This is a genomic window from Microbulbifer sp. ALW1 (assembly GCF_009903625.1).
In the GTDB taxonomy this organism is placed as follows: Bacteria; Pseudomonadota; Gammaproteobacteria; order Pseudomonadales; family Cellvibrionaceae; genus Microbulbifer.
In genome coordinates this window covers 384,322-403,977 of the sequence record NZ_CP047569.1, presented here as the reverse complement: position 1 = coordinate 403,977, position 19,656 = coordinate 384,322, and the positions used below count along the sequence as shown (strand labels likewise).

General features: G+C 59.5%; 15 protein-coding genes. 7 read left to right on the top strand and 8 right to left on the bottom strand.

Annotated features, from left to right (window positions below; genetic code table 11):
• Nucleotides 1–4 precede the first annotated feature (4 nt).
• A complete protein-coding gene (locus tag GRX76_RS01540) occupies nt 5–1,423 on the top strand; it encodes an FAD-dependent oxidoreductase (RefSeq protein ID WP_160151686.1) in 1,419 nt (472 codons plus the stop codon).
• A 151-nt stretch (nt 1,424–1,574) separates the two neighbouring features.
• Here GRX76_RS01540 and GRX76_RS01535 read toward each other — a convergent pair whose 3' ends face one another.
• From GRX76_RS01535 to GRX76_RS01525, 3 genes are all read right to left on the bottom strand, one after another.
• Complete coding sequence (locus GRX76_RS01535; protein WP_160151685.1) at nt 1,575–2,939, bottom strand: Na+/H+ antiporter NhaC family protein; 1,365 nt, start codon at nt 2,937–2,939, stop codon at nt 1,575–1,577.
• Between the two features lie 104 nt (nt 2,940–3,043).
• Nucleotides 3,044–5,344 (bottom strand): TonB-dependent receptor, encoded by a 2,301-nt coding sequence (locus GRX76_RS01530; RefSeq protein ID WP_160151684.1) that lies wholly within the window; start codon nt 5,342–5,344, stop codon nt 3,044–3,046.
• 128 nt (nt 5,345–5,472) lie between these two features.
• Complete coding sequence (locus GRX76_RS01525; RefSeq protein ID WP_160151683.1) at nt 5,473–6,327, bottom strand: helix-turn-helix transcriptional regulator; 855 nt, start codon at nt 6,325–6,327, stop codon at nt 5,473–5,475.
• A gap of 214 nt (nt 6,328–6,541) precedes the next feature.
• Here GRX76_RS01525 and hemE point away from each other — a divergent pair, with 214 nt between their 5' ends.
• The gene (hemE, locus tag GRX76_RS01520; protein WP_160151682.1) at nt 6,542–7,621 is read left to right on the top strand and encodes a uroporphyrinogen decarboxylase; all 1,080 of its coding nucleotides are present in this window, start codon (nt 6,542–6,544) and stop codon (nt 7,619–7,621) included.
• A gap of 395 nt (nt 7,622–8,016) precedes the next feature.
• A complete protein-coding gene (locus tag GRX76_RS01515) occupies nt 8,017–9,396 on the top strand; it encodes an HD-GYP domain-containing protein (RefSeq protein WP_160151681.1) in 1,380 nt (459 codons plus the stop codon).
• Between the two features lie 25 nt (nt 9,397–9,421).
• Here the strand turns inward: GRX76_RS01515 and GRX76_RS01510 are convergent, their stop codons facing one another.
• The 4 genes from GRX76_RS01510 to rsgA form a co-directional block, all read right to left on the bottom strand.
• Nucleotides 9,422–10,648: an MFS transporter gene (locus GRX76_RS01510; RefSeq protein ID WP_160151680.1), complete on the bottom strand. Its 1,227-nt coding sequence runs from the start codon at nt 10,646–10,648 to the stop codon at nt 9,422–9,424.
• A 206-nt stretch (nt 10,649–10,854) separates the two neighbouring features.
• A complete protein-coding gene (asd, locus tag GRX76_RS01505; RefSeq protein WP_160151679.1) occupies nt 10,855–11,706 on the bottom strand; it encodes an archaetidylserine decarboxylase in 852 nt (283 codons plus the stop codon).
• A gap of 240 nt (nt 11,707–11,946) precedes the next feature.
• Complete coding sequence (locus GRX76_RS01500; RefSeq protein ID WP_160151678.1) at nt 11,947–12,753, bottom strand: sulfurtransferase; 807 nt, start codon at nt 12,751–12,753, stop codon at nt 11,947–11,949.
• A 36-nt stretch (nt 12,754–12,789) separates the two neighbouring features.
• Nucleotides 12,790–13,821 (bottom strand): small ribosomal subunit biogenesis GTPase RsgA, encoded by a 1,032-nt coding sequence (gene rsgA / locus GRX76_RS01495; protein WP_160151677.1) that lies wholly within the window; start codon nt 13,819–13,821, stop codon nt 12,790–12,792.
• Between the two features lie 124 nt (nt 13,822–13,945).
• Here rsgA and orn point away from each other — a divergent pair, with 124 nt between their 5' ends.
• Nucleotides 13,946–14,488 carry an oligoribonuclease gene (orn, locus tag GRX76_RS01490; RefSeq protein ID WP_160151676.1) on the top strand — a complete coding sequence of 181 codons (543 nt, stop codon included), beginning with the start codon at nt 13,946–13,948 and terminating at the stop codon, nt 14,486–14,488.
• Between the two features lie 408 nt (nt 14,489–14,896).
• Here the strand turns inward: orn and queG are convergent, their stop codons facing one another.
• Nucleotides 14,897–16,027: a tRNA epoxyqueuosine(34) reductase QueG gene (gene queG, locus GRX76_RS01485; RefSeq protein ID WP_160151675.1), complete on the bottom strand. Its 1,131-nt coding sequence runs from the start codon at nt 16,025–16,027 to the stop codon at nt 14,897–14,899.
• Between the two features lie 88 nt (nt 16,028–16,115).
• On the opposite strand from queG, the gene GRX76_RS01480 reads away from it, so the two are divergent.
• From GRX76_RS01480 to GRX76_RS01470, 3 genes are all read left to right on the top strand, one after another.
• Nucleotides 16,116–17,627, top strand: coding sequence for an NAD(P)H-hydrate dehydratase (locus GRX76_RS01480; RefSeq protein WP_160151674.1), 1,512 nt, complete (start codon nt 16,116–16,118; stop codon nt 17,625–17,627).
• Nucleotides 17,628–17,658: 31 nt separating this feature from the next.
• A complete protein-coding gene (tsaE, locus tag GRX76_RS01475; protein ID WP_160154757.1) occupies nt 17,659–18,138 on the top strand; it encodes a tRNA (adenosine(37)-N6)-threonylcarbamoyltransferase complex ATPase subunit type 1 TsaE in 480 nt (159 codons plus the stop codon).
• A gap of 186 nt (nt 18,139–18,324) precedes the next feature.
• Nucleotides 18,325–19,590 (top strand): N-acetylmuramoyl-L-alanine amidase, encoded by a 1,266-nt coding sequence (locus tag GRX76_RS01470; protein ID WP_236250503.1) that lies wholly within the window; start codon nt 18,325–18,327, stop codon nt 19,588–19,590.
• Nucleotides 19,591–19,656: the final 66 nt, after the last annotated feature.

The window sequence follows — 19,656 nt, the reverse complement described above, 5'->3', positions numbered from 1 at the left end:
ACTTATGTCACAGCGTCTCAACAACGATTTCCAGTTTGTCGACGTGGGCCGTGTGGACCCCGCCAAAAAGGACATCATCACCCGCACCAACCAGTTTGTGGAAATCTACCAGCCGTTCTCCGAGCGCCAGGTAGCCAGCCAGGCGCACCGTTGCCTGGATTGCGGTAACCCCTACTGTGAGTGGAAGTGCCCGGTGCACAACTACATCCCCAACTGGCTGCGACTGGTCAGTGAGGGCAACATCATGGAAGCGGCGGAGTTGTGTCATCAGACCAACTCGCTGCCGGAAGTCTGCGGTCGCGTGTGCCCGCAGGATCGCCTGTGTGAAGGGGCTTGTACCCTGAACGACGGTTTTGGTGCGGTAACTATCGGTAACGCAGAAAAATATATTACCGATACCGCTTTCGCCCTGGGCTGGCGCCCGGATATGAGCGCGGTGAAGAAGACCGACAAGCGCGTTGCCGTTGTCGGTGCCGGCCCTGCCGGTCTGGCCTGTGCCGATATTCTGGTGCGCAACGGTGTACAGCCGGTGGTGTTCGACAAGTACCCGGAAATTGGTGGCCTGCTGACCTTCGGTATCCCGGAATTCAAACTGGAAAAATCCGTGATGCAGCAGCGTCGCGCGATCTTCACCGACATGGGTGTCGAGTTCTGCCTGGAAACCGAAATCGGTAAGGACATCACCTTCGACCAGTTGCTGGCCGACTACGATGCGGTGTTCCTGGCGATGGGTACCTACAACTACATGAAAGGCGGCTTCCCCGGTGAAGACCTGCCGGGCGTGTACGATGCGCTGCCGTTCCTGGTGGCGAACGTAAATCGCAATCTGGGCTTCGAAAAGAACCCGGAAGATTTCATCTCGGTGGAAGACAAGCGCGTTGTGGTACTGGGTGGTGGCGACACCGCGATGGACTGTAACCGCACCTCCATCCGTCAGGGCGCCAAGCGCGTAACCTGTGCTTACCGCCGTGATGAAGAAAACATGCCGGGTTCCCGCCGCGAGGTGGCGAACGCGAAGGAAGAGGGCGTACGCTTCCTGTTCAACCGCCAGCCGGTGGAAATTGTCGGTGATGGCAAGGTGGAAGGCGTCAAGGTTGTGACTACCAAGCTGGGTGAACCGGACGAAAACGGCCGCCGTCGTCCGGAAGTGGTGCCGGGTTCCGAAGAGATCATTCCGGCGGATATGGTACTGGTAGCCTTCGGCTTCCGTCCGAGCCCCGCTGAGTGGTTCGGCGACCACAATATCGAAGTGGCTGACTGGGGCGGCGTTGTTGCGCCCGAGAAGCAGGAGTACAAGTTCCAGACCAGTAATGAGAAGGTCTTTGCCGGCGGCGATATGGTGCGCGGTTCTGACCTTGTTGTGACAGCGATCTGGGAAGGGCGCCAGGCTGCCGAAGGTATTCTTGATTATCTTGATATCTGATTGAAAGTCGCATTGAAAAAAGGGGCGTTAACGCCCCTTTTTTTCGCCTTTCTATTTTCCATTTCTTGAAGCTTCTTTCCATTTCTTGAAGCTTCCCCGCGTTTCCGCCAGTCGCTTCATCATTCTTCGACGGTAAATGATCAGGCCGGCATCAGGCCAGCATATAGCCCAGCGCGACAAAGCCAGCGCTGGACACTGCCGCTGCGATCAGCGCGTAGGGCAGCTGGGTCAGCGCATGACTCATTGGCGTACAGCCACTGCCCTGGGCCGCGAGCACGGTGGCATCTCCATAAAAACTGGCATGGCTGCCGAAGGCACTGGCGGATAGCAGTGCGCCGATCGCTAGTGGCAGCGGGCAGCCTACCGCTTCGGCCAGGGGAATGACGATCGGAATCGTGATCGCGAATACTCCCCAGGATGACCCGGTCGCAAAAGAAATCAGCGACATCGACAGGAATGCTACCAGCGGCAACCACTGCGCGGTCATCAGGGGCTTCACGGACTCAATGACATACTGGGGCATGCCGAGGCTGTCATTCACTGCCTTGAACATGAACGCAGCCACCACGATCGCCAGCGGTGCAATCATGGTTTTGAACCCTTCCAGTATCGTGTCGAAAATATCGCCCCATTCGATCAGTCGCTGAAAGGCCAGCAGTGGAATGGTGATTGCGAGGGTGGCAATCACGCCCTTCAGTACGTCGATGTCGTAGTACCAGCTGAAGGCTACCAGGCTCACGATGGGAAGGATGAAGTTCAGCGCGTGATACCGGGGCCGTACCGCGGCCGCGCCCAAAGACTGAGGCACCAGCTCTATTTCATCCCGGTCGAGCGGCTGCACGTCTGTGGCCTGTGCTTCCGCTTTTTTCATCGCGCCGAGCAATGGAATGCGGCCGGTTGCCACAAGCGGTACCAGCAGCAGGGCCAGCCAGGAATACAGCATGAATGGAATCGCGCTGATATAGAGGCTCATGCCGGCGCCCTCACCGGCAATGCTGGAGGATTCCAGTATGCCCGAGAAATACACCGCCCAGGTCGATATGGGGATGAGGAAGCAGGCCGGTGCAGCGGTAGAGTCCGCGACATAGGCGAGCATCTGGCGAGAAATGCCGAACCTGTCGGTGAGTTTTTTCATCGAGGCGCTGACGGCCAGCGCGTTCAGGTAGTCATCGATAAAGATGACCAGCCCCAGCAGCCAGGTGCTGAGCAGGGCGCGGGCGCGGGTGTTCGCTCTGGCGGCGAGAATTTCTGCGAAGGCGCTGGCACCGCCGGCGCGTATCAGCAGCGCGATCAGGCTGCCGAACAGGCCGCAGACCAGGATGATCCAGCCGATCGTCTCGTCCATCATCACAGACAGTGCGGTGTCGGCGAGCGGGGTCATGATGTTGCCGGGGTCGAGCATTAAGAGTGCCACGATCACGCCGGTGACCAGTGCCACGATCGGGCGGTGGGTCACGACCGCGGTGGCCACCACCACAGCCGTAGGCAGCAAACTGAGGAGTCCGTAGGTTTCCATTGGAATTCCCGGGTTGCGGGGCTGCGGGATGCAGACCCGCCTTGGTTGATGGGGGCGCGACGGCGGCCCGGCACACAGGGCACCGGATCCGTCGCCGCTTCCGGTCAGAACTGCATGGTGAAATCCATACCCACCGTGCGCGGCTTGCTGGGCCACACCTGGGTGTTCACCAGGCCATAGCCCCACTGGTTATCCACATCGGCATTGGCCCAGCCGCGTTCGAAGTACTGTTCTTCAAGCAGGTTCTCCACCCACAGGGTCAGGTTCCAATCGGCATTGGCCTGGTAGCCCAGGCGCAGGTTGCTCTCCTGCCACGCCTTTTGTGCGACCAGCTCGATGTTGTCGATATCGCTGTACTGCTTGGACTGGGCAATGTGCTCGAAGCTGAACAGCAGTTCGCCGGAATTGAGTGGGTGGCGATAGCTGGCGATAAATGCGGTGCTCAGCTCTGGAGAAAACGGCAGAGACTTGCCTTTACACCCGGATTCATCACAGGCCTTGCCACGGATATCGCTATCGTTGGTAATCTCCGTATCCATGTATGACAGGGTAAAGAAGAAATCCAGTCGGTCGTTGGGCAGGTAGCGCAGGTCGAATTCCGCTCCGCGACCGCCGGCCTCACCCAGGTTTTCCACCAGCTGGCTGCCGTTGTCGAAGTAAACGAACTGAAGGTCTTCGTAGGTGTACTGGTAGATGGCCAGGTTAGCCTGAAGGGAGTTGTTCAGCAGCTTGCTCTTGATACCGGCCTCGAAGCTCTGCACCGTCTCCGGGTCGAATTGCATGGGGGTGGACCCCGCCATGGCGATCCCGTCGTCGTCGATGCCTGTCAGATCCACACCGAAGGTGGCGAAGCCACCGGTCTTGTAGCCGCGGGCGGCGTTGGCATAGAGGCTGATTTCATCATTCAGGGCATAGTTTGCGGCAACGCGGGGCGTGAATGCACTCCATTCGTCATCGGCTGAAATCCAGTCGGGAACCGCGAACTCATAGTTGAAATTGTTGCCCAGCCAACCCCCGGAATCCGGGATCAGCATATCCATATCCTTGCGATCCACCGTGTAGCGCGCGCCGAGCATCAGGTCGAGCTGGCTGGTGGCGGACCAGGTGGCGTCGGCAAACACCGCCCATCCGGACGCGGAAACCAGGTTGAATGTGTCTTCGCGCTTGTTGATGGCAAGCTCTTCGGCCTCCGGGGCGGCGTCGGCTTCCCAGTAATCCATCCAGAAGCCGGGGTCGGCACAACCGCTCACTTCGCCGTCGAAGTCCTCGGCATCGGTGCGACTGATGGCGCGGCACAGGGCGTCCTCGTCATAGAGTGCCGACGCGAGGTTGTCGATGTCCTCCCGGTACAGGCTGGCGCCCGCAAACCAGACGAAGTCACCGCCGTCATCAAAATTGACGCGGACTTCCTGGCTGAGGTAGTCGACCTTGGAGTCCTGCAGGTAGTTGTTTACCCGCTCGGGGCTCGCGTCGTAATCCTCCAGATAATAAAAATTGAAGGTCTTGTACCCGGTAATCGAAGTCAGGGTGTATTCGTCGGATAGATTGATGGTGACATTGGCCGTGGCCGAAAAGATTTCGCCTTCATCAATCGCGTCGCGCCCGCGCAGATCGCTATTGACCTTGTTTTTGGGCAGGCCGGCTTCCGGATCCCAGTAGATTGAGCTGTTCTGCGCGCGATCTTCGTAGTTGAGTGTGAGGGTGGCGTCGGTACTTTCCCCCTCGTAGCGCAGCGCAGCGCGCGCGGCATTGCGTTCGTGGAAGCCATAATCCTCACCGCCCTGCAGGTTTTCCAGCCAGCCGTCGTCGCTGAGGGTGTAGAGGCTGCCGCGGAAATACAGGTTGTCGGTCAGTGGCAGGTTGATGGTGCCGGTCGCTTCGCGCTTGTTGTACTGGGCGACTCCCAGTTGCACCTTGCCCTCGAACTCCTCGGTGGGCTTGTTGGTGAATACGCTAACGGCTCCGGCAATGGCGTTGCGTCCAAACAGGGTGCCCTGGGGACCCTTGACCACTTCGGCACGCTGCACATCAAAGTAACTGGTCTGGACACCGCCGTTACGGCCCTGCCAGACACCGTCCATAAACACGGCAACCGAAGGGTCACCGCCAACACCGAAGTCGTTGGTGCTGATCCCGCGCATGGCCATGGCGTCGGAGAAACTGTCTTCAGTGGCGCCATTGAATCCGGGGGACAGTGCGACCAGTCCGCGAACATCGTCGATATTCGCCTGTTCCATGAAGTTATCGCTGAATGCGGATACGGCGATCGGTACTTCCTGCAGCGTCTGCTCTCTCTGCTGTGCGGTAACCGTCACTTCTTCAATCTGTTGGGCATCGGCGGCAACCGACACAAGGCTGGCCACGGCGGCCGCGAGCGCACACTGGCGCAGGGGTACACTTCTCATAATTGAGTTCCCGGATCTTTATTGTATTTATCACCGCTGGGACGTGCCTTTAGTAATTTTCGTGTTAGGCACTGCAGACATACTATGAAGAGGTAGGGATGCAGGGTATACCCCAACTGGGGTACAAATCAGGAATCCGCAAGCTGCATGTTCATGTAGGTAGCGAGGGGATCCACATTGGGGGTGTGATCCAGGCAATGGAGTGAGCTCAGGAACAGGGAGAAGAGCTCATTCTGGGAGCTGATATCCAGCTTGCGGTAGATGTTTTTGCGGTGGCGGCGCAGGGTTTCTGCAGAAATACCCAGCCTTTCGGCCGCTACCCGACTGCGGTAGCCCTGAAGGATGAGGCCCAGCACATCGCGCTCGCGCCCGGTGAGTAGTGACTGTCCGAACAGGCCAAAGGCCTGTTCCACATTTCTTTCCATCCCAACCTGCGTTGCCTGCTGCGGAGGGAGGAGTTTCAGGTGTTGCTGTAGCAGTGCGCTGACGACAGGTTCAGCAACCCTCAGAAATTCCACTTCCCGGTCCGTGAAGCGTCCTGAGGCTTCGCTGCGCATCAGGCACACTTGCAGGGAGCTGTCCGCATTGATGTCCGCAATAAATACGATTTCATCGGTGGCATTGAGTAGCGCGTAGTAGCTTTTGTAATAGTCGCTGCGCTCAAAACGCTGGGCGGCGATTTCGGTCAGCCGGTAAACGCCCGGCTCACCCCGTTCGAACGCGGTGAGGTAAAAGGGGTCCTGCTTGTAGGAGCCGGCGACATACAGGTCTATCTGATTGCGCTCGTCATCCGGCGGCAGGTCGTAATAGAGGGGCGATGGGCTGTGCTCACGGTGATACAGCCAGACTTGCGGATAGTCGACGGGCACCTGGCTGCGAATGGTGGTCAGCAGTTCCCTGTAAAAAAGATCGCTACCCAGCGCTGTCACCAGATTGCCGAGAGCGCTGTGCCAATCCGCCAGTGTCTGCCATTTGCCAATCACGGCACCGTACCCTCCATGCGTGCCGGTTGCGCGTGGCCTGAAGAGCCAGTCAAATGGCCAGATATCATCATCATAGGTGGTGAGACAATAGTCCCACTTGCCCGGGCGGTCAATTGCCCGTCTGGCGGTAAGCCTTCAGTGTTTTATCGTGAATCCTGTTTTCCCGCGCGGCACCCCGGTACAATGGCTGCCCATTTACCCAGCCGTTGCCCACATGTCTGATACCCAGTTTGCCCCGCTCCAGAACGACCGTTTCCTCCGCGCCCTGCTGCGCCAGCCCGTCGACCGCACTCCTGTATGGATGATGCGCCAAGCCGGTCGTTACCTGCCCGAATACCGCGCCACCCGTGCCAATGCCGGTACCTTCATGGACCTGTGTCGCAACACCGAGCTGGCCTGTGAAGTGACCCTGCAGCCGCTGGAACGCTACCCACTGGATGCCGCCATCCTGTTTTCCGACATTCTCACCATCCCCGATGCCATGGGCCTCGGGCTCTACTTCGAGGAGGGCGAGGGCCCCAAGTTCAAAAAGCCGGTGCGCACCAGCGCCGATATCGCGGCGCTGGAAGTAGTGAATACGGCAAAAGATCTCGCCTACGTTACCGACGCCGTCACTACCATCCGCCGCGAGCTGAACGGCCGGGTACCGCTGATTGGCTTCTCCGGCAGCCCCTGGACTCTGGCAACCTATATGGTCGAAGGCGGTTCCAGCCGCGATTTCGCCCGCTGTAAGGAAATGCTCTACAGCCGACCGCAGGACATGCACCAGCTGCTGGCGGTGCTGGCGGATTCGGTGATTGATTACCTGAATGCCCAGATTCGCGCTGGTGCCCAGGCGGTACAGATTTTTGACACCTGGGGCGGTGCACTGAGCCACACGGCTTATCGGGAGTTTTCCCTGCAGTACATGGCCCGCATCCTGCAAGGCCTGATCAAGGAACACGATGGCCGCCAGGTGCCGGCGATCCTGTTCACCAAAGGCGGGGGCCAGTGGCTGGAAAGCATGGCCGATACCGGTGCCGATGCACTGGGTCTCGATTGGACGACTGATATTGCCCAGGCCCGCGCGCGCGTTGGCGACCGGGTAGCGCTGCAGGGGAACCTGGATCCGGCCATTTTGCTGGCGAGCCCCGAGCGAATTCGCGAAGAGGTGGCGTCCATCCTTTCCGCATACGGCCAGGGCAGTGGTCATATCTTCAATCTGGGGCATGGCATCACCCCGAAAGTCGATCCCGCCCATGCGGGCGCCATGATTGAGGCGGTAGTGGAGTTGTCGGCCCGCTATCACCAGTAACCAGCCTGTCCGCTGATCTCTCCGGTAAGAGGTGGCGGGGGAAATGACAGCGTGAAGGTGATGGGGCGAGGTAATAGGGCGAAAGGGGAATATTGTGCCAATCCGGTGGGATATTCCCGCAATTCGTCGCGGCCAGGTGGTATTCAGTTCACTTATCGTGAGATGCATCACAAAACAAATGTCTACTCGGGAGTAGACTTGTGTGACAATTCGCCCCGCTCTGGTTTTGCGACCTGGCGGGGCGCTGTCTGTAGGCTGTGCGGTCAGGGGAGCCAACTGGGCAATCTTGTGGGTAACACCCGCTAAGCAGCAGACAGCGAGCATCGGGCAATTTGCCGATACAAAGATGCGCTAACAAATACAACAAAATATCAGCAATACGCGGCACACAATCAGTGGCAATCCAACAGGCGAAAGTATTCGTTGAAGACTTGCAGCGAGGCATGTTCGTGTCTCGTTTGGATCGCCCGTGGACCCGCACTCCCTTCGCCCTTCAGGGCTTCTATATCCGTGATCTGGAAGAAATACGCCAGCTGCAGAAGTACTGCCGCTTCGTGTATGTGGATGTCGTAAAAACCGTTGGTGATGTCGGCGTCAAGCTGCGCAAAATCACCAGCGCGGCCAGCCAGGCAGCGGAAGTCGAAAAGACCGCTCCCGGTAAAAACAGCCGTCGCATTCCGGTGGCGATCAATTGCAAGCCGGTTCAGGTAAAGCACAATCACTACACGGCCCCAGAGCCCGCCCGCAAAGAAGCGGTCAAAGCCAAAGAGCTGCACCAGCGTATTCTGCAAGGGATGCATGAGGTGATGGTACAGATGCGCAGCGACCATCCGCTGCCCACTGCACAGATTAACCAGGCCATGTCGCAGATGGTCGACAGTGTACTGCGCAGCCCGGATGCTTTTTCCTGGTTGGCACGGGTGCGGGAAAAAGATGAAGAGACCTACAGCCACTCGGTTCGCGCCAGCGTGTGGGCGGTGGTGTTTGGCCGGCATATTGGTTTGCGTCGCCAGGAGCTTGTACAGCTGGGGGTAGCGACCCTGCTGAAAGATGTGGGCAAGCTGTACCTCTCTGAAGCCGTGCTGAAGGCAGAAAAGCGTGACCCGCGGGCGGAACTGGAATACCGCAAGTTTGTGGATTTCAGTGTGAAGTTACTGTCGGCGGACCCGAATATCGATCCCCAGGTGCTCACCATCGTTCAGTGCCACAAAGAGCAGTATGACGGCAGCGGTTATCCGAATGGCCTGCGTGGCGGACAGATTCCGGTGCTGGCGCGTATGTGTGGCATTGTCACCTTCTACGATGAGGCCACCAATCCTCGCGGCGCGGAATTCCCGGTGCCGCCGTCAAAAGCCGTTGCGCAACTTTACGACCTGCGCAATTCCGCCTTTCAGGAGCAGCTGGTGGTGGAATTCATCCAATCCATCGGCCTTTACCCCACCGGCACCCAGGTAGCGCTTTCCACCGGTGAAATTGCTGTGGTTGTCGAGCAGAGTCATCAGCGGCGACTGAAGCCGAAAGTGATGCTGGTGACCGATCGGGAAAAGAAACTGCTGGAAAAGCCGCAGTTGTTTGATATGGCTGCGGATGACGATCGCAAGCTGGCACTGGTGGATAAGGGCAAGAAATCCCTGGATCAGGTCGGCCTGGTTACCATTACCCAGGACCTGGACCCCAGCCGTTTTCCGCAAATCAATGTTGCCGCGGTTCGCGACCAGTATCTGTACGAGCAGCGAGTGCCAACTTTTCTGGCGCGTTTTCTGCCTCGCCGATAAGCCTCTTTTTTCCTCTTTTCGCCCTTCAGGCTGTCGCCTGCTGCCGTTGCTGCATATTCGTCTTGCCTGCACCTGAGGTCAGCAGGCAGGCAGCAAAAACTATCCCCGCGAGTAGCAAGGCTAGGGTCATAACATCCCAGCCGTGATCCAATAAGAATCCGATCAATAATGGCGACGCCGCAGTGGAAAATACCATGCTGGCCTGAGAGATAGAGCGTATTGCCCCGAGGTGGCTACTGCCATAGCGCTCGGGCCACAGCGCGCTGCCCGCGGTACCCGTGCCTGCCTGGGTGATGCCAATCAGTGCCAGGTAGACATAAGGCACCCAAGCCTGCTCGCAGAATGCCAGCAACAGCAGGGCGCTAATCATGGGTGCAAGCGCCAGGGGCAGGCTGCGTTGGGCGCCGATACGATCCACCAGTGGTCCGGCAAAAAACAGCGCAAGCAAATGCCCCGCGGCATAACCACCAAAGGCTCCCGCCATTGTCTGTAGCGACCAGCCCCGCGCATCGGCGATGGCACCTTGGTGAAACAGTACCGCGGTTACCACAAACGGCGTCATCAGCGCGGCTGGCAGCAGGCAGTAAAAACCCCGGTCGCGCAAAACCTGCGCGCGGGTGTAGTCGCCATTGGTTTCCGCTGCGGCGACTGCACTCACTTCGCTTTTCTCTCCAGCATTTCCTGCAAGCCAGACAAGAGCGGGGAGTACCAACATTACCAGCAGGGCCGCAGAGGCCAGCCAGACGCTGCGCCAGCCAGTTCCCTGAATCATCAGGGAACCGGTGGTGGGCAGTAAGGCTTCGGCGATGGGGAAGCCCAAAGCCGCGAGGGCAATGACCTTGCCACGATTGCTGGTGAAATAGCGCCCGGCGGTGGTCATGCCCATATGGGTCATAAATCCCTGGCCGGCGAAACGCAGCAGGAAAAATCCCGGTAGTAACATCCAAGCGCTATTGGCCAGTGCCAGTGTGATGCAGCCGGCGCTGAGCAATAAGGCCCCCAAAAGGGCAACACGCCTCAGCGGCCAGCGATCGACCAGTGTCCCTGCGCCCAGTAACACGAAAGCGGATAGCAGAGTCGCCGCACTGTAACTGGCGCCGTACCAGCTGTTGCTCAGCTGAAACTCTTCGCGAATGGCCGCGCCAAAAATAGCGATAAAGAAGGTCTGACCGAAGCCGGAGGCGGCGACCGCAAGCAGTGCGAAAAAAGCGAGTTTTGGGTTACTGCGAATAAATTCGGGGGTGGCAGGCATGAAAAATTTACGGGTATCGTGGTCGCTCGAAGGAGTCTTGGGGCGGTGCCGCTACCGGGTACTTGCTTGCGAGACACGCCGTGAACCCATCCCTGGGGGCTCTTCCGCGAGGTCCCTCTCGCGGAATGTCTCGCAAGCAAGTACCCGGTATCGACACCTTCGCGTCGAGTTAAGTGCTCCGAAAAATCTGGAATTATTTTTTGGCGTTAAACCAGATCCCCAAAGTGCTCGCCCATTCTCACAGGCGTTTCCGCAGACAACGCTTCCAGCCACTTCACCTTGTCGGCACCAAACAGCAGTACCACGGTAGAGCCGAGTTTGAAACGGCCCATTTCGTCACCTTTTTTCAGAGCAATGGGTTTCTGTTCATCGTAGCGGGTGGTGCGGATCTGGCGTTTGATCGGCGCTACCTGTCCGGCCCACACGGTTTCAATGGCGGCAACAATCATGGCGCCGACGAGGATCATGGCCATGGGGCCGGCGGCGGTATCGAAGATGCACACCAGGCGTTCATTGCGGGCGAACAGGCGCGGGACATTTTCGGCGGTGGTGGTGTTGACCGAGAAGAGTTCGCCGGGGACGTAGACCATGCGCTGCAGTACGCCGTCCAGCGGCATGTGTACGCGGTGGTAATCTTTCGGCGAAAGGTAAATGGTGGCGAAGTTGCCGCCGGTAAACTGCGCGGCTACTTCGGGGTCGCCGCCGACGAGTTCCAGCAGGCTGTAGTCCTGGCCTTTGGCCTGGAAGATTCTGCCGTTGTGAATTTCACCCAGTTGGCTAATGGCGCCATCGGCGCAGCCGGCGATGGTGTTTTCACCTTCGACGATAGGGCGGGCGCCTTCTTTCAATGCGCGGGTGAAGAAGTCGTTGAAGCAGGTGTAGGCAGTGTAGTCTTCTTCCAGTGCTTCGCTCATGTCGACTTTGTATTTTTCCACGAACCACTTGGTAAATGGATTTTTAATGCCGCCGATACGGGTTTCTGCGAGCCAGCCTGCAGCTCGGGAGAGCAGATGTTGCGGGGTGATGTACTGCAGGAAAATAAACAGTTTCGGGTTCATTGAGTTTTATTGGTCCCGTTGTTTGTGGATGTGTGCCGATCCCTCTTAGGATCTGGTTATGTCGGTTTGGCGGTCAGGTGCCGGGTGCGAGTTTTCAGGACCGGGCTAGGCGCCCCCGTTCAACCCATCCCTGGGCGCTGCGGCGGCGACTTCCTGTCGCCGACGCTCCTGAAAACTCGCACCCGGCACCTGACCTTCGCATCTCGTCTTGAGCTTCGTTAGATATTTTAAAGCTCAGAATCAATTCTCTACCGGAGTGTCCGGCAAATTGCCCCACTCACTCCAGGAACCGGGGTATGCCTTGATCGGGAACCCCAGTGACTTCCCCACCAGCCAGGTAAAGGCCGAGCGGTGGTGGCTCTGGCAGTGGGTGGCGATTTCCTTGTTGCCGTCGATACCCAGTGCGGCGAGGAATTCTTTTGCATCTTCGCGAATGCGCAGGTCGTGCTGTGGGTCCATGAGCTGGGTCCATTCACAGTTGATCGCGCCAGGGATGTGGCCGGCTTTCATTGCCAGTACCCGTTCTCCGCTGTGCTCGGCGGGGGAGCGAGCGTCCCAGATTTGCAGGTCGTTTTGCGTCAGCCGCTGTTGAATCTGATCCGCGTCGAGCATGGGGGCGTCGGCGGCGATGGCAACGTCGATTTCACTGGGGGTGACGCTGACTTCTTCGGTGGAGAGTGGCAGGCCGGCCGCTTTCCAGGCGAGCATGCCGCCGTTGAGGTAGCTGTATTTTTTGTGGCCGATGACTTCCAGTGTCCACAGTAAGCGCCCGGCCCAGCCGCCGCCTTCGTCGTCGCAGGCGACGATGTGGGTGTCGGGGGTGAGGCCGATGGCGCGGAAGACTTGGGTGAGGCGTTCGATGGAGGGCAGTTTGCCCGGGGCCGGTGGGGTGCCAGCCAGCAGAGCCTGGAAGGGCAGGCCAATGGCGCCGGGGATGTGTCCCGCCAGGTAGTTGGCGGGGGCGCTGAGGTCGACGACTTTGATTTCTTCGTGTTCCAGCAGTGGCGCCAGTTGTTCTGGCTCCAGGATCAGGGGTACTTCGCTCACGTGTTTTTCCTAGTGTGGTGTTGCCCTGCTCCGGGCTTATTCAGTTTCCAGGCTGTTGCGCAGGTGCAGGTAGCTGTCCATGCGTCTTTCGCTGATGTCCCCGCGCAGCAGTGCGCTCTGAATGGCGCAACCGGGTTCGCCCTGGTGGCGACAGTCGCGGAAGCGGCAGTGGCCGATAAACGGGCGGAATTCCACAAAGCCTTCCAGCAGTTCCTGCTCGCTCATGTGCCAAAGGCCGAATTCGCGAATGCCCGGGGAGTCTATCAGATCGCCGCCACTGGGCAGGTGAAACAGTTCCGCGGCAGTGGTGGTATGGGTGCCTTTGCCGGTGGCTTCGGAGAGGGCACCGGTGCGGGCATCGGTGCCGGGCAGCAGGCCGTTGATCAGCGAGGATTTGCCGACGCCGGATTGGCCGACGAACACACTGGTGCCCTGGGCCAGCAGTGCGAGTAATTCTTCAAGGCCCTCGCCGGTGCGGGTAGACAGTTTCAGTATGTCGTAGCCGAGCCCGGGGTAGGGCATCAGCAAATCACTGAGGTGATCGCGGTTGCTGTCGTCGATCAGGTCGATTTTGTTCAGTAGCAGCAGTGGCTGAATACCGGTGGTTTCCGCGGCGACCAGGTAGCGGTCGATGGCGTTGGCGAAGGGCTCCGGATAGGGGGCAATGACGATCAGGATGCGGTCGATATTCGCGGCGACGGTTTTCATATCGCCATAGCGGTCCGGGCGCTGCAGTTCCGAGTGGCGCGGCAGGCGTGCGCCGACGACCCCGAGGCCACCGGTGGATTCACCGATGGACGGGCGCCAGGCCACTTTGTCGCCGGTGACCAGGGTGTCGATATTGGAGCGTACATGGCAGCGCTGTCGCAGCTCGCTGTCGTTCTCACTTTCTACCAGTACCTGGGTGCCGTAGTTGGCGATGATGAGGCCGGTTTGCTCCTGCCCGAGGTCACCTTCTTCCCCGGCCTGCTCCAGGCTCTGCTCCTTTTTGCGCGCGCGCGCCTCCCGCTCCTGCTGGATTTTGGCGATGCGCCACTGCTGGCGGCGGTTGAGTTTGCGTTTGCTCATGGAGGCTCGGTTTGGGGAAAGCGCCGGATTATAACTTGCATCGATGGGGGATTGCGGTACCTTGCGCTTTTCCCGCCATTTCACCCGTTATCTGCCCGCCGCCGGGGCTAGTAAGGAGTTTACTGTGGACCAGAATAATCTGATCTGGATCGATCTGGAAATGACAGGCCTGGATCCGGAGAAGGAGCGCATCATTGAGATTGCGACGGTGGTGACGGATTCGCGCCTGAATGTGCTGGCGGAGGGGCCGGTCATGGCAGTGCATCAGAGCGATGCGCTGCTGAATGCGATGGATGACTGGAATACGGAGCAGCACGGTGGCTCCGGGCTGGTGGCGCGGGTGCGTGAGTCTCACATCAGCGAGCGCGAGGCGGAGCGGGAGACCATTGAGTTTCTCGGTCAGTGGGTACCGGAGGGCGCCTCGCCCATGTGCGGTAACTCCATCGGCCAGGATCGCCGGTTCCTGGTGAAATATATGCCGCTGCTGGAGCAGTACTTCCACTATCGCAACCTGGACGTGAGCTCGGTGAAAGAGCTGGCGCGGCGCTGGCGGCCCGATGTGCTGGAGGGAGTGAAGAAGACTTCATCGCATCTGGCGTTGGATGATATTCACGATTCCATTAACGAACTGAAACATTATCGTGAGCACTTTTTTCGCATGAGTTGATACCTGCCGCACTTCATTGGATGGGTGGTTTGGAAGCTGGTGAGGTGGCGGCCACGCACCGGGTAAGGGTTTTCAGGACCGCTGTGAACCCATCCCTGGGCGCTGCGTCGCAAACATCCTGTTTGCGACGCTCCTGAAAACCCTTACCCGGCACCCGGCCTTTGCATTAGCGCAACTAGCTCTGTAAGTGAAGAGGTGGGTAGAGCTGGTCAGTCACAAGCGCTTACGAAGTGCGAAAATAAGAATGAAAGGTGGAGTGACGGGGATCTGTTTCCAAAAGCGTCGGTGACAGGGACGTCGCCGACGCAGCGTACAGGGATGTATTCACAGCGGTTTTGGAAACAGATACCCGGCGCTTCACCGCCACTAATCCAGCTTCCAAGCCACAAATACCACAAGCGCCAATGTTCACTCGTAAACTCGTTTGATTTTCCGTTTCCGCCGCCGTCCACTGCGCAACCGCTCCAATGCCCACTCGATATGCTCTTTTACCATAGGTGTCGCAGAAGTGAGCTTCTTCTCCAGTGCCGCGGTAATTTCTGGGGTGGGATCTGAGTTTCCTAGAGCGACGGCAAGGTTCCGCTGCCAGCGCTCAAACCCGATCCGTCGAATCGCAGAGCCCTCGGTATTTTTCAAAAATTCCGGCTCGCTCCACTGAAACAGATTCACCAGCTCGCCACTGTCCAGCCCATGTCGCGGGTGGAAGTCGTTCTCCGCAGTGGGTTTGGCAAATTTGTTCCAGGGGCAGATGATCTGACAATCGTCGCAGCCAAAGACCCGGTTGCCCATGGGCTCGCGGAATTCCAGGGGGATGGGTCCCTTGTTCTCGATGGTCAGGTAGGAAATGCAGCGGCGCGCGTCGAGGGTGTAGGCATCCACAAACGCATCCGTGGGGCACACCTTCAGGCAGGCAGTGCACTCACCGCACTGATTCGGCTGCTCACTCACGTCCACCGGTAGCGGCAGGTTGGTGTAAATTTCGCCAAGAAAAAACCAGCTGCCTGCCTCGCTATTGATCACCATGCAATTCTTGCCAATCCAGCCGAGCCCGGCTTTTTCCGCCAGGGCGCGCTCCATGACCGGGGCACTGTCGGTGAAGGCGCGACCGCTGGCCGCCAATCCGCGCTCCTCGCAATAGCGGTCAATCTGCTGTGCCAGCTGCGCCAGGCGTTTGCGGATCAGCTTGTGATAGTCGCGGCCGTTGGCATAGCGGGAGACGTAGGCCTTACTTGGGTCTTTCAGCACCTGCACCGGTTGTGTGTCCGGGGGTAGGTAATCCAGGCGCACACTGATGACCCGCAAGGTACCCTCTTCGAGCAGTTCCGGGCGCCAGCGCTTTTCGCCATGGGCACCCATCCACTCCATATCCCCGTTGTAGCCCGCATCCAGCCAGGCCTGCAGGCGCTCGCCATGCTGTTGCAGCTGGCAGTCGGTAATGCCCACCTGCTGAAAGCCGAGCTCCCGCCCCCAGAGTCGAATCTGCGCGGCCAGCTCCTGCATGGCGGCGGTATCGGAAGAGGGCTCGGGAGTGCTGGTCATAGGGGCAGTCGGGGGTGTGAAGCGGTATACTTTGCCGTTATTTTGCCACAGTTTAAAAATTGACCACAGTCGGAAGCAGTACGGATTTATGGATAGCCAAAACCATGTGACCCCGGATGGCGCTCTCGCGCAGAAACTTTACAGTGCGGCCGCCGTGCGCGAACTGGATCAGCAGGTCATCAGCCAGCAGCAGATACCGGCGCTGTCGCTGATGAAGCGTGCCGGTCGCGCGGCCTTTGATCATTTGCGCGGACGCTGGCCGGAGGTGAGCGGGCTGCAGGTATTTTGTGGCGGCGGCAACAACGGTGGCGATGGCTATGTGATCGCCGGTCTCGCGGCCCAGCGCCAGTTGCCGGTGGTGGTCTATACCGCTGTACCGGCCGATAAATTGAAAGGGGAAGCGCTGGAAGCCTATCGCTTTGCCGAGCGTGAGGGTGCGACTCTGGTGTCGGATCTCACTGCAATGCCCGCAATCGAGGCAAATACCGTACTGGTGGACGCGCTGCTGGGTACCGGATTCAGCGGTGCGCTGCGCGCGCCCATGGATGCCACAGTGGCCTATATCAACCAATTGCCCGCGCCGGTGCTGGCGGTGGACATTCCGTCGGGCCTGAATGCAGACAGTGGCGTCGCAAGCGATGCGGTGCAGGCGGATCTCACCGTTACCTTTATCGGCTGCAAGAGCGGGCTGTATCTGGGGCGCGGTCCCGCGCTCAGCGGGGAGGTGCGCTTTGAGGACCTGGGCGCCGCACCAGAAGTCTACGCAACGGTGCCCGCCTCCCTGTTACGCTACGAGGGCGGGAGCCTGGAGCGGTTGGCACCCCGTGCGGCTGACAGCTACAAAAACCAGTTCGGCCACGTGATGGTGGTGGGGGGGGATCACGGCTTTGGTGGTGCGGCACTGATGGCGGCCGAGGCGGCTGCGCGTACCGGTGCGGGCCTGATTTCCATTGCCAGTCGTCCGGAGCATGTGGCGGCGGCATTGACCCGCTGCCCGGCGGTGATGGCACATCCGGTGGTCTCTGGCCAGGAGCTGGAGCCGCTGCTGGAAGCGCCAGGTGTTATCGCTGTGGGCCCCGGCCTTGGCCAATCTCCCTGGAGTGAACAACTGCTGGCGCGTGCCGGCCGTGCACCGGCGGCACTGGTGGTGGACGCGGATGCATTGAATATTCTCGCCGGCGGCCGGGTGCTTGCCGGTGTCCAGCGCGACGACTGGGTGCTGACGCCCCACGTGGGTGAAGCCGCGCGCTTGTTGGGCATGACCACCGCTGAAGTGATGGCGGATCGGGTGGCCGCGGCCAGAGCGATTCAGCAGAAATTCAGCGGCGTGGTGATACTTAAGGGCGCAGGTACCCTGATCGCCCACGAGGATGGGGTGGACCTGGTCAATACCGGTAACCCCGGCATGGCCTCCGGGGGTATGGGTGACCTGCTGACGGGAATTATTGCCGCATTGATCGGTCAGGGTATGGCATTGCCAGCAGCGGCGCGCCTCGGTGTCTGGTTGCATGGCGAGGCGGGTAATCTGGCGGCCGCAGATGGCCAGCGCGGTCTGCTGGCGACGGACCTGCTCCCGCATATTCGCCGTCTGGTCGATTAATTCCACTAAGTAAGGATTTGAGTTGATGGCTATGCAGCCCGCGCAGGTCACACAGTTTCTCGCCGACGAGGCCGCCACTGTGGCCGCCGGTGAGCAACTGGGGAAAGCCTGCAAGGATTCCGGTCTCAGCGAGGGGCTGGTGATTTTTCTCGGCGGCCAGCTGGGCGCGGGTAAAACCACCTTTAGCCGGGGCGTATTGCGGGCTTTTGGCCACTGTGGCGCGGTAAAAAGTCCGACGTATACTCTGGTGGAACCTTACGAGTTCACCGAGCAGCGGGTTTACCATTTCGACCTGTACCGCCTTGGGGATGCAGAGGAACTGGAGTACATGGGGGTGCGTGATTACTTCGGCCCAGGGAGTCTCAGCCTGGTGGAGTGGTCTGAACGCGGCACAGGCGTCTTGCCGGAGCCGGATCTGACGCTGTCCCTGAGCCTGGAAGGCGAGGGCCGCAGGCTGGTGCTTGAGGCGCTGAGTGAGGCGGGCAACCAGGTATTGGCACAATTGCAGTAGCCGTTGCCGGGCACAAAATAAAAACCGATCGACAGGGCAATAAGAATGATCGCAGCAGGATTGCCGCTTGAGACACCGCCTGGAAAGCGGGTGTATCGTAAACATCACACCTCGCGGGCGCATCGCGTCGAAGGCCTTTGGAGTCTGTGCAAAACATGGCTATTGGTTTTCCTGGCCGTTTTGAGTGTGCAGCCGACATTCGCCGCGGACGTGGAAGGTGTGCGCCTGTGGCGCGCCCCGGATCACACCCGCCTGGTGCTGGACCTCGACGGCCCCGCGGAACACAAGCTGTTTACCCTGGAAAACCCGCACCGGGTGGTTATCGATGTGAGCGGCGCTAAACTCAAGGCCTCGGTAGACAACCTGCCCATTCAGGATACTCCCATTGCCGGTATTCGCTACGCGACCAAGGACAAGCGCGACCTGCGCCTGGTACTGGACCTGAAGCAGGCGGTAACCCCGCGCAGCTTCGACTTGCGCCGCCACCAGGCGCTGCCGGATCGCCTGGTCATCGACCTGCACGACCGCGACAAGGTGGAAGAGAAAACCATCGAACAGGTTCAGGTCCGCGGCCAGCGCGATATTGTGGTCGCCATCGATGCCGGTCACGGTGGCGAAGACCCCGGAGCCCTTGGTCCTGGTGGTGTGCGCGAAAAAGATGTAGTGCTGGCCATTTCTCGCCAGCTGCATAAGGCGCTCGATCGCGAGCCCGGCTTCAGCGCCAAACTGGTGCGCACTGGGGATTACTATATTCCGCTGCGCAACCGGGTGAAGAAGGGGCGCGAACTGCGCGCGGACCTGTTCGTTTCCATTCACGCCGATGCCTTCACCCGCAAAGAGGCCCGCGGCGTGGGTGTCTACGCGGTATCCTCCCGCGGCGCCACCAGTGAGACAGCGCGCTACCTGGCCCAGCGCGAAAATGAATCCGACCTGATTGGTGGTGTGGGCAGCCTGAGCCTGAACGACAAGGACGATACCCTGGTGGGCGTATTACTGGACCTGTCCATGACCGCCACCATGAGTGCCAGTCTGGATATCGGCAGCAGTGTGCTGAGCTCCCTGGGCAGCTTTACCCATTTGCACAAAAAGAAGGTCGAACAGGCCAACTTCTCGGTGTTGCGCAACCCGGATGTACCTTCGATCCTGGTGGAGACCGGGTTTATCACCAACCCCGGTGAAGCCCGCCGCCTGCGTGACCCGGCATTCCAGAAGCGCATGGCAGAAAAACTCAGCGAGGGTATAGTGGCCCACTTCAAAGCCAGGCCCCCGGCGGGCAGCTGGCTGGCAGCCAACGGCAATCGCATCGACCGCAAGCACACCATTTCCCGAGGTGATACCCTGTCGGGCATCGCTGCCCGCTACAACATTTCTGTGACCGACCTGAAGAAGGCCAACGGGATGCAGACGTCGATGATTCGGGTGGGACAGACGCTGACGATCCCTTCGGGTTGAGTTTGGTGGTTCCTTGCTGCGGCTACGGGGCCTGTTTCCTGTTGCGGTGGCGGCAGGCTACCGGGT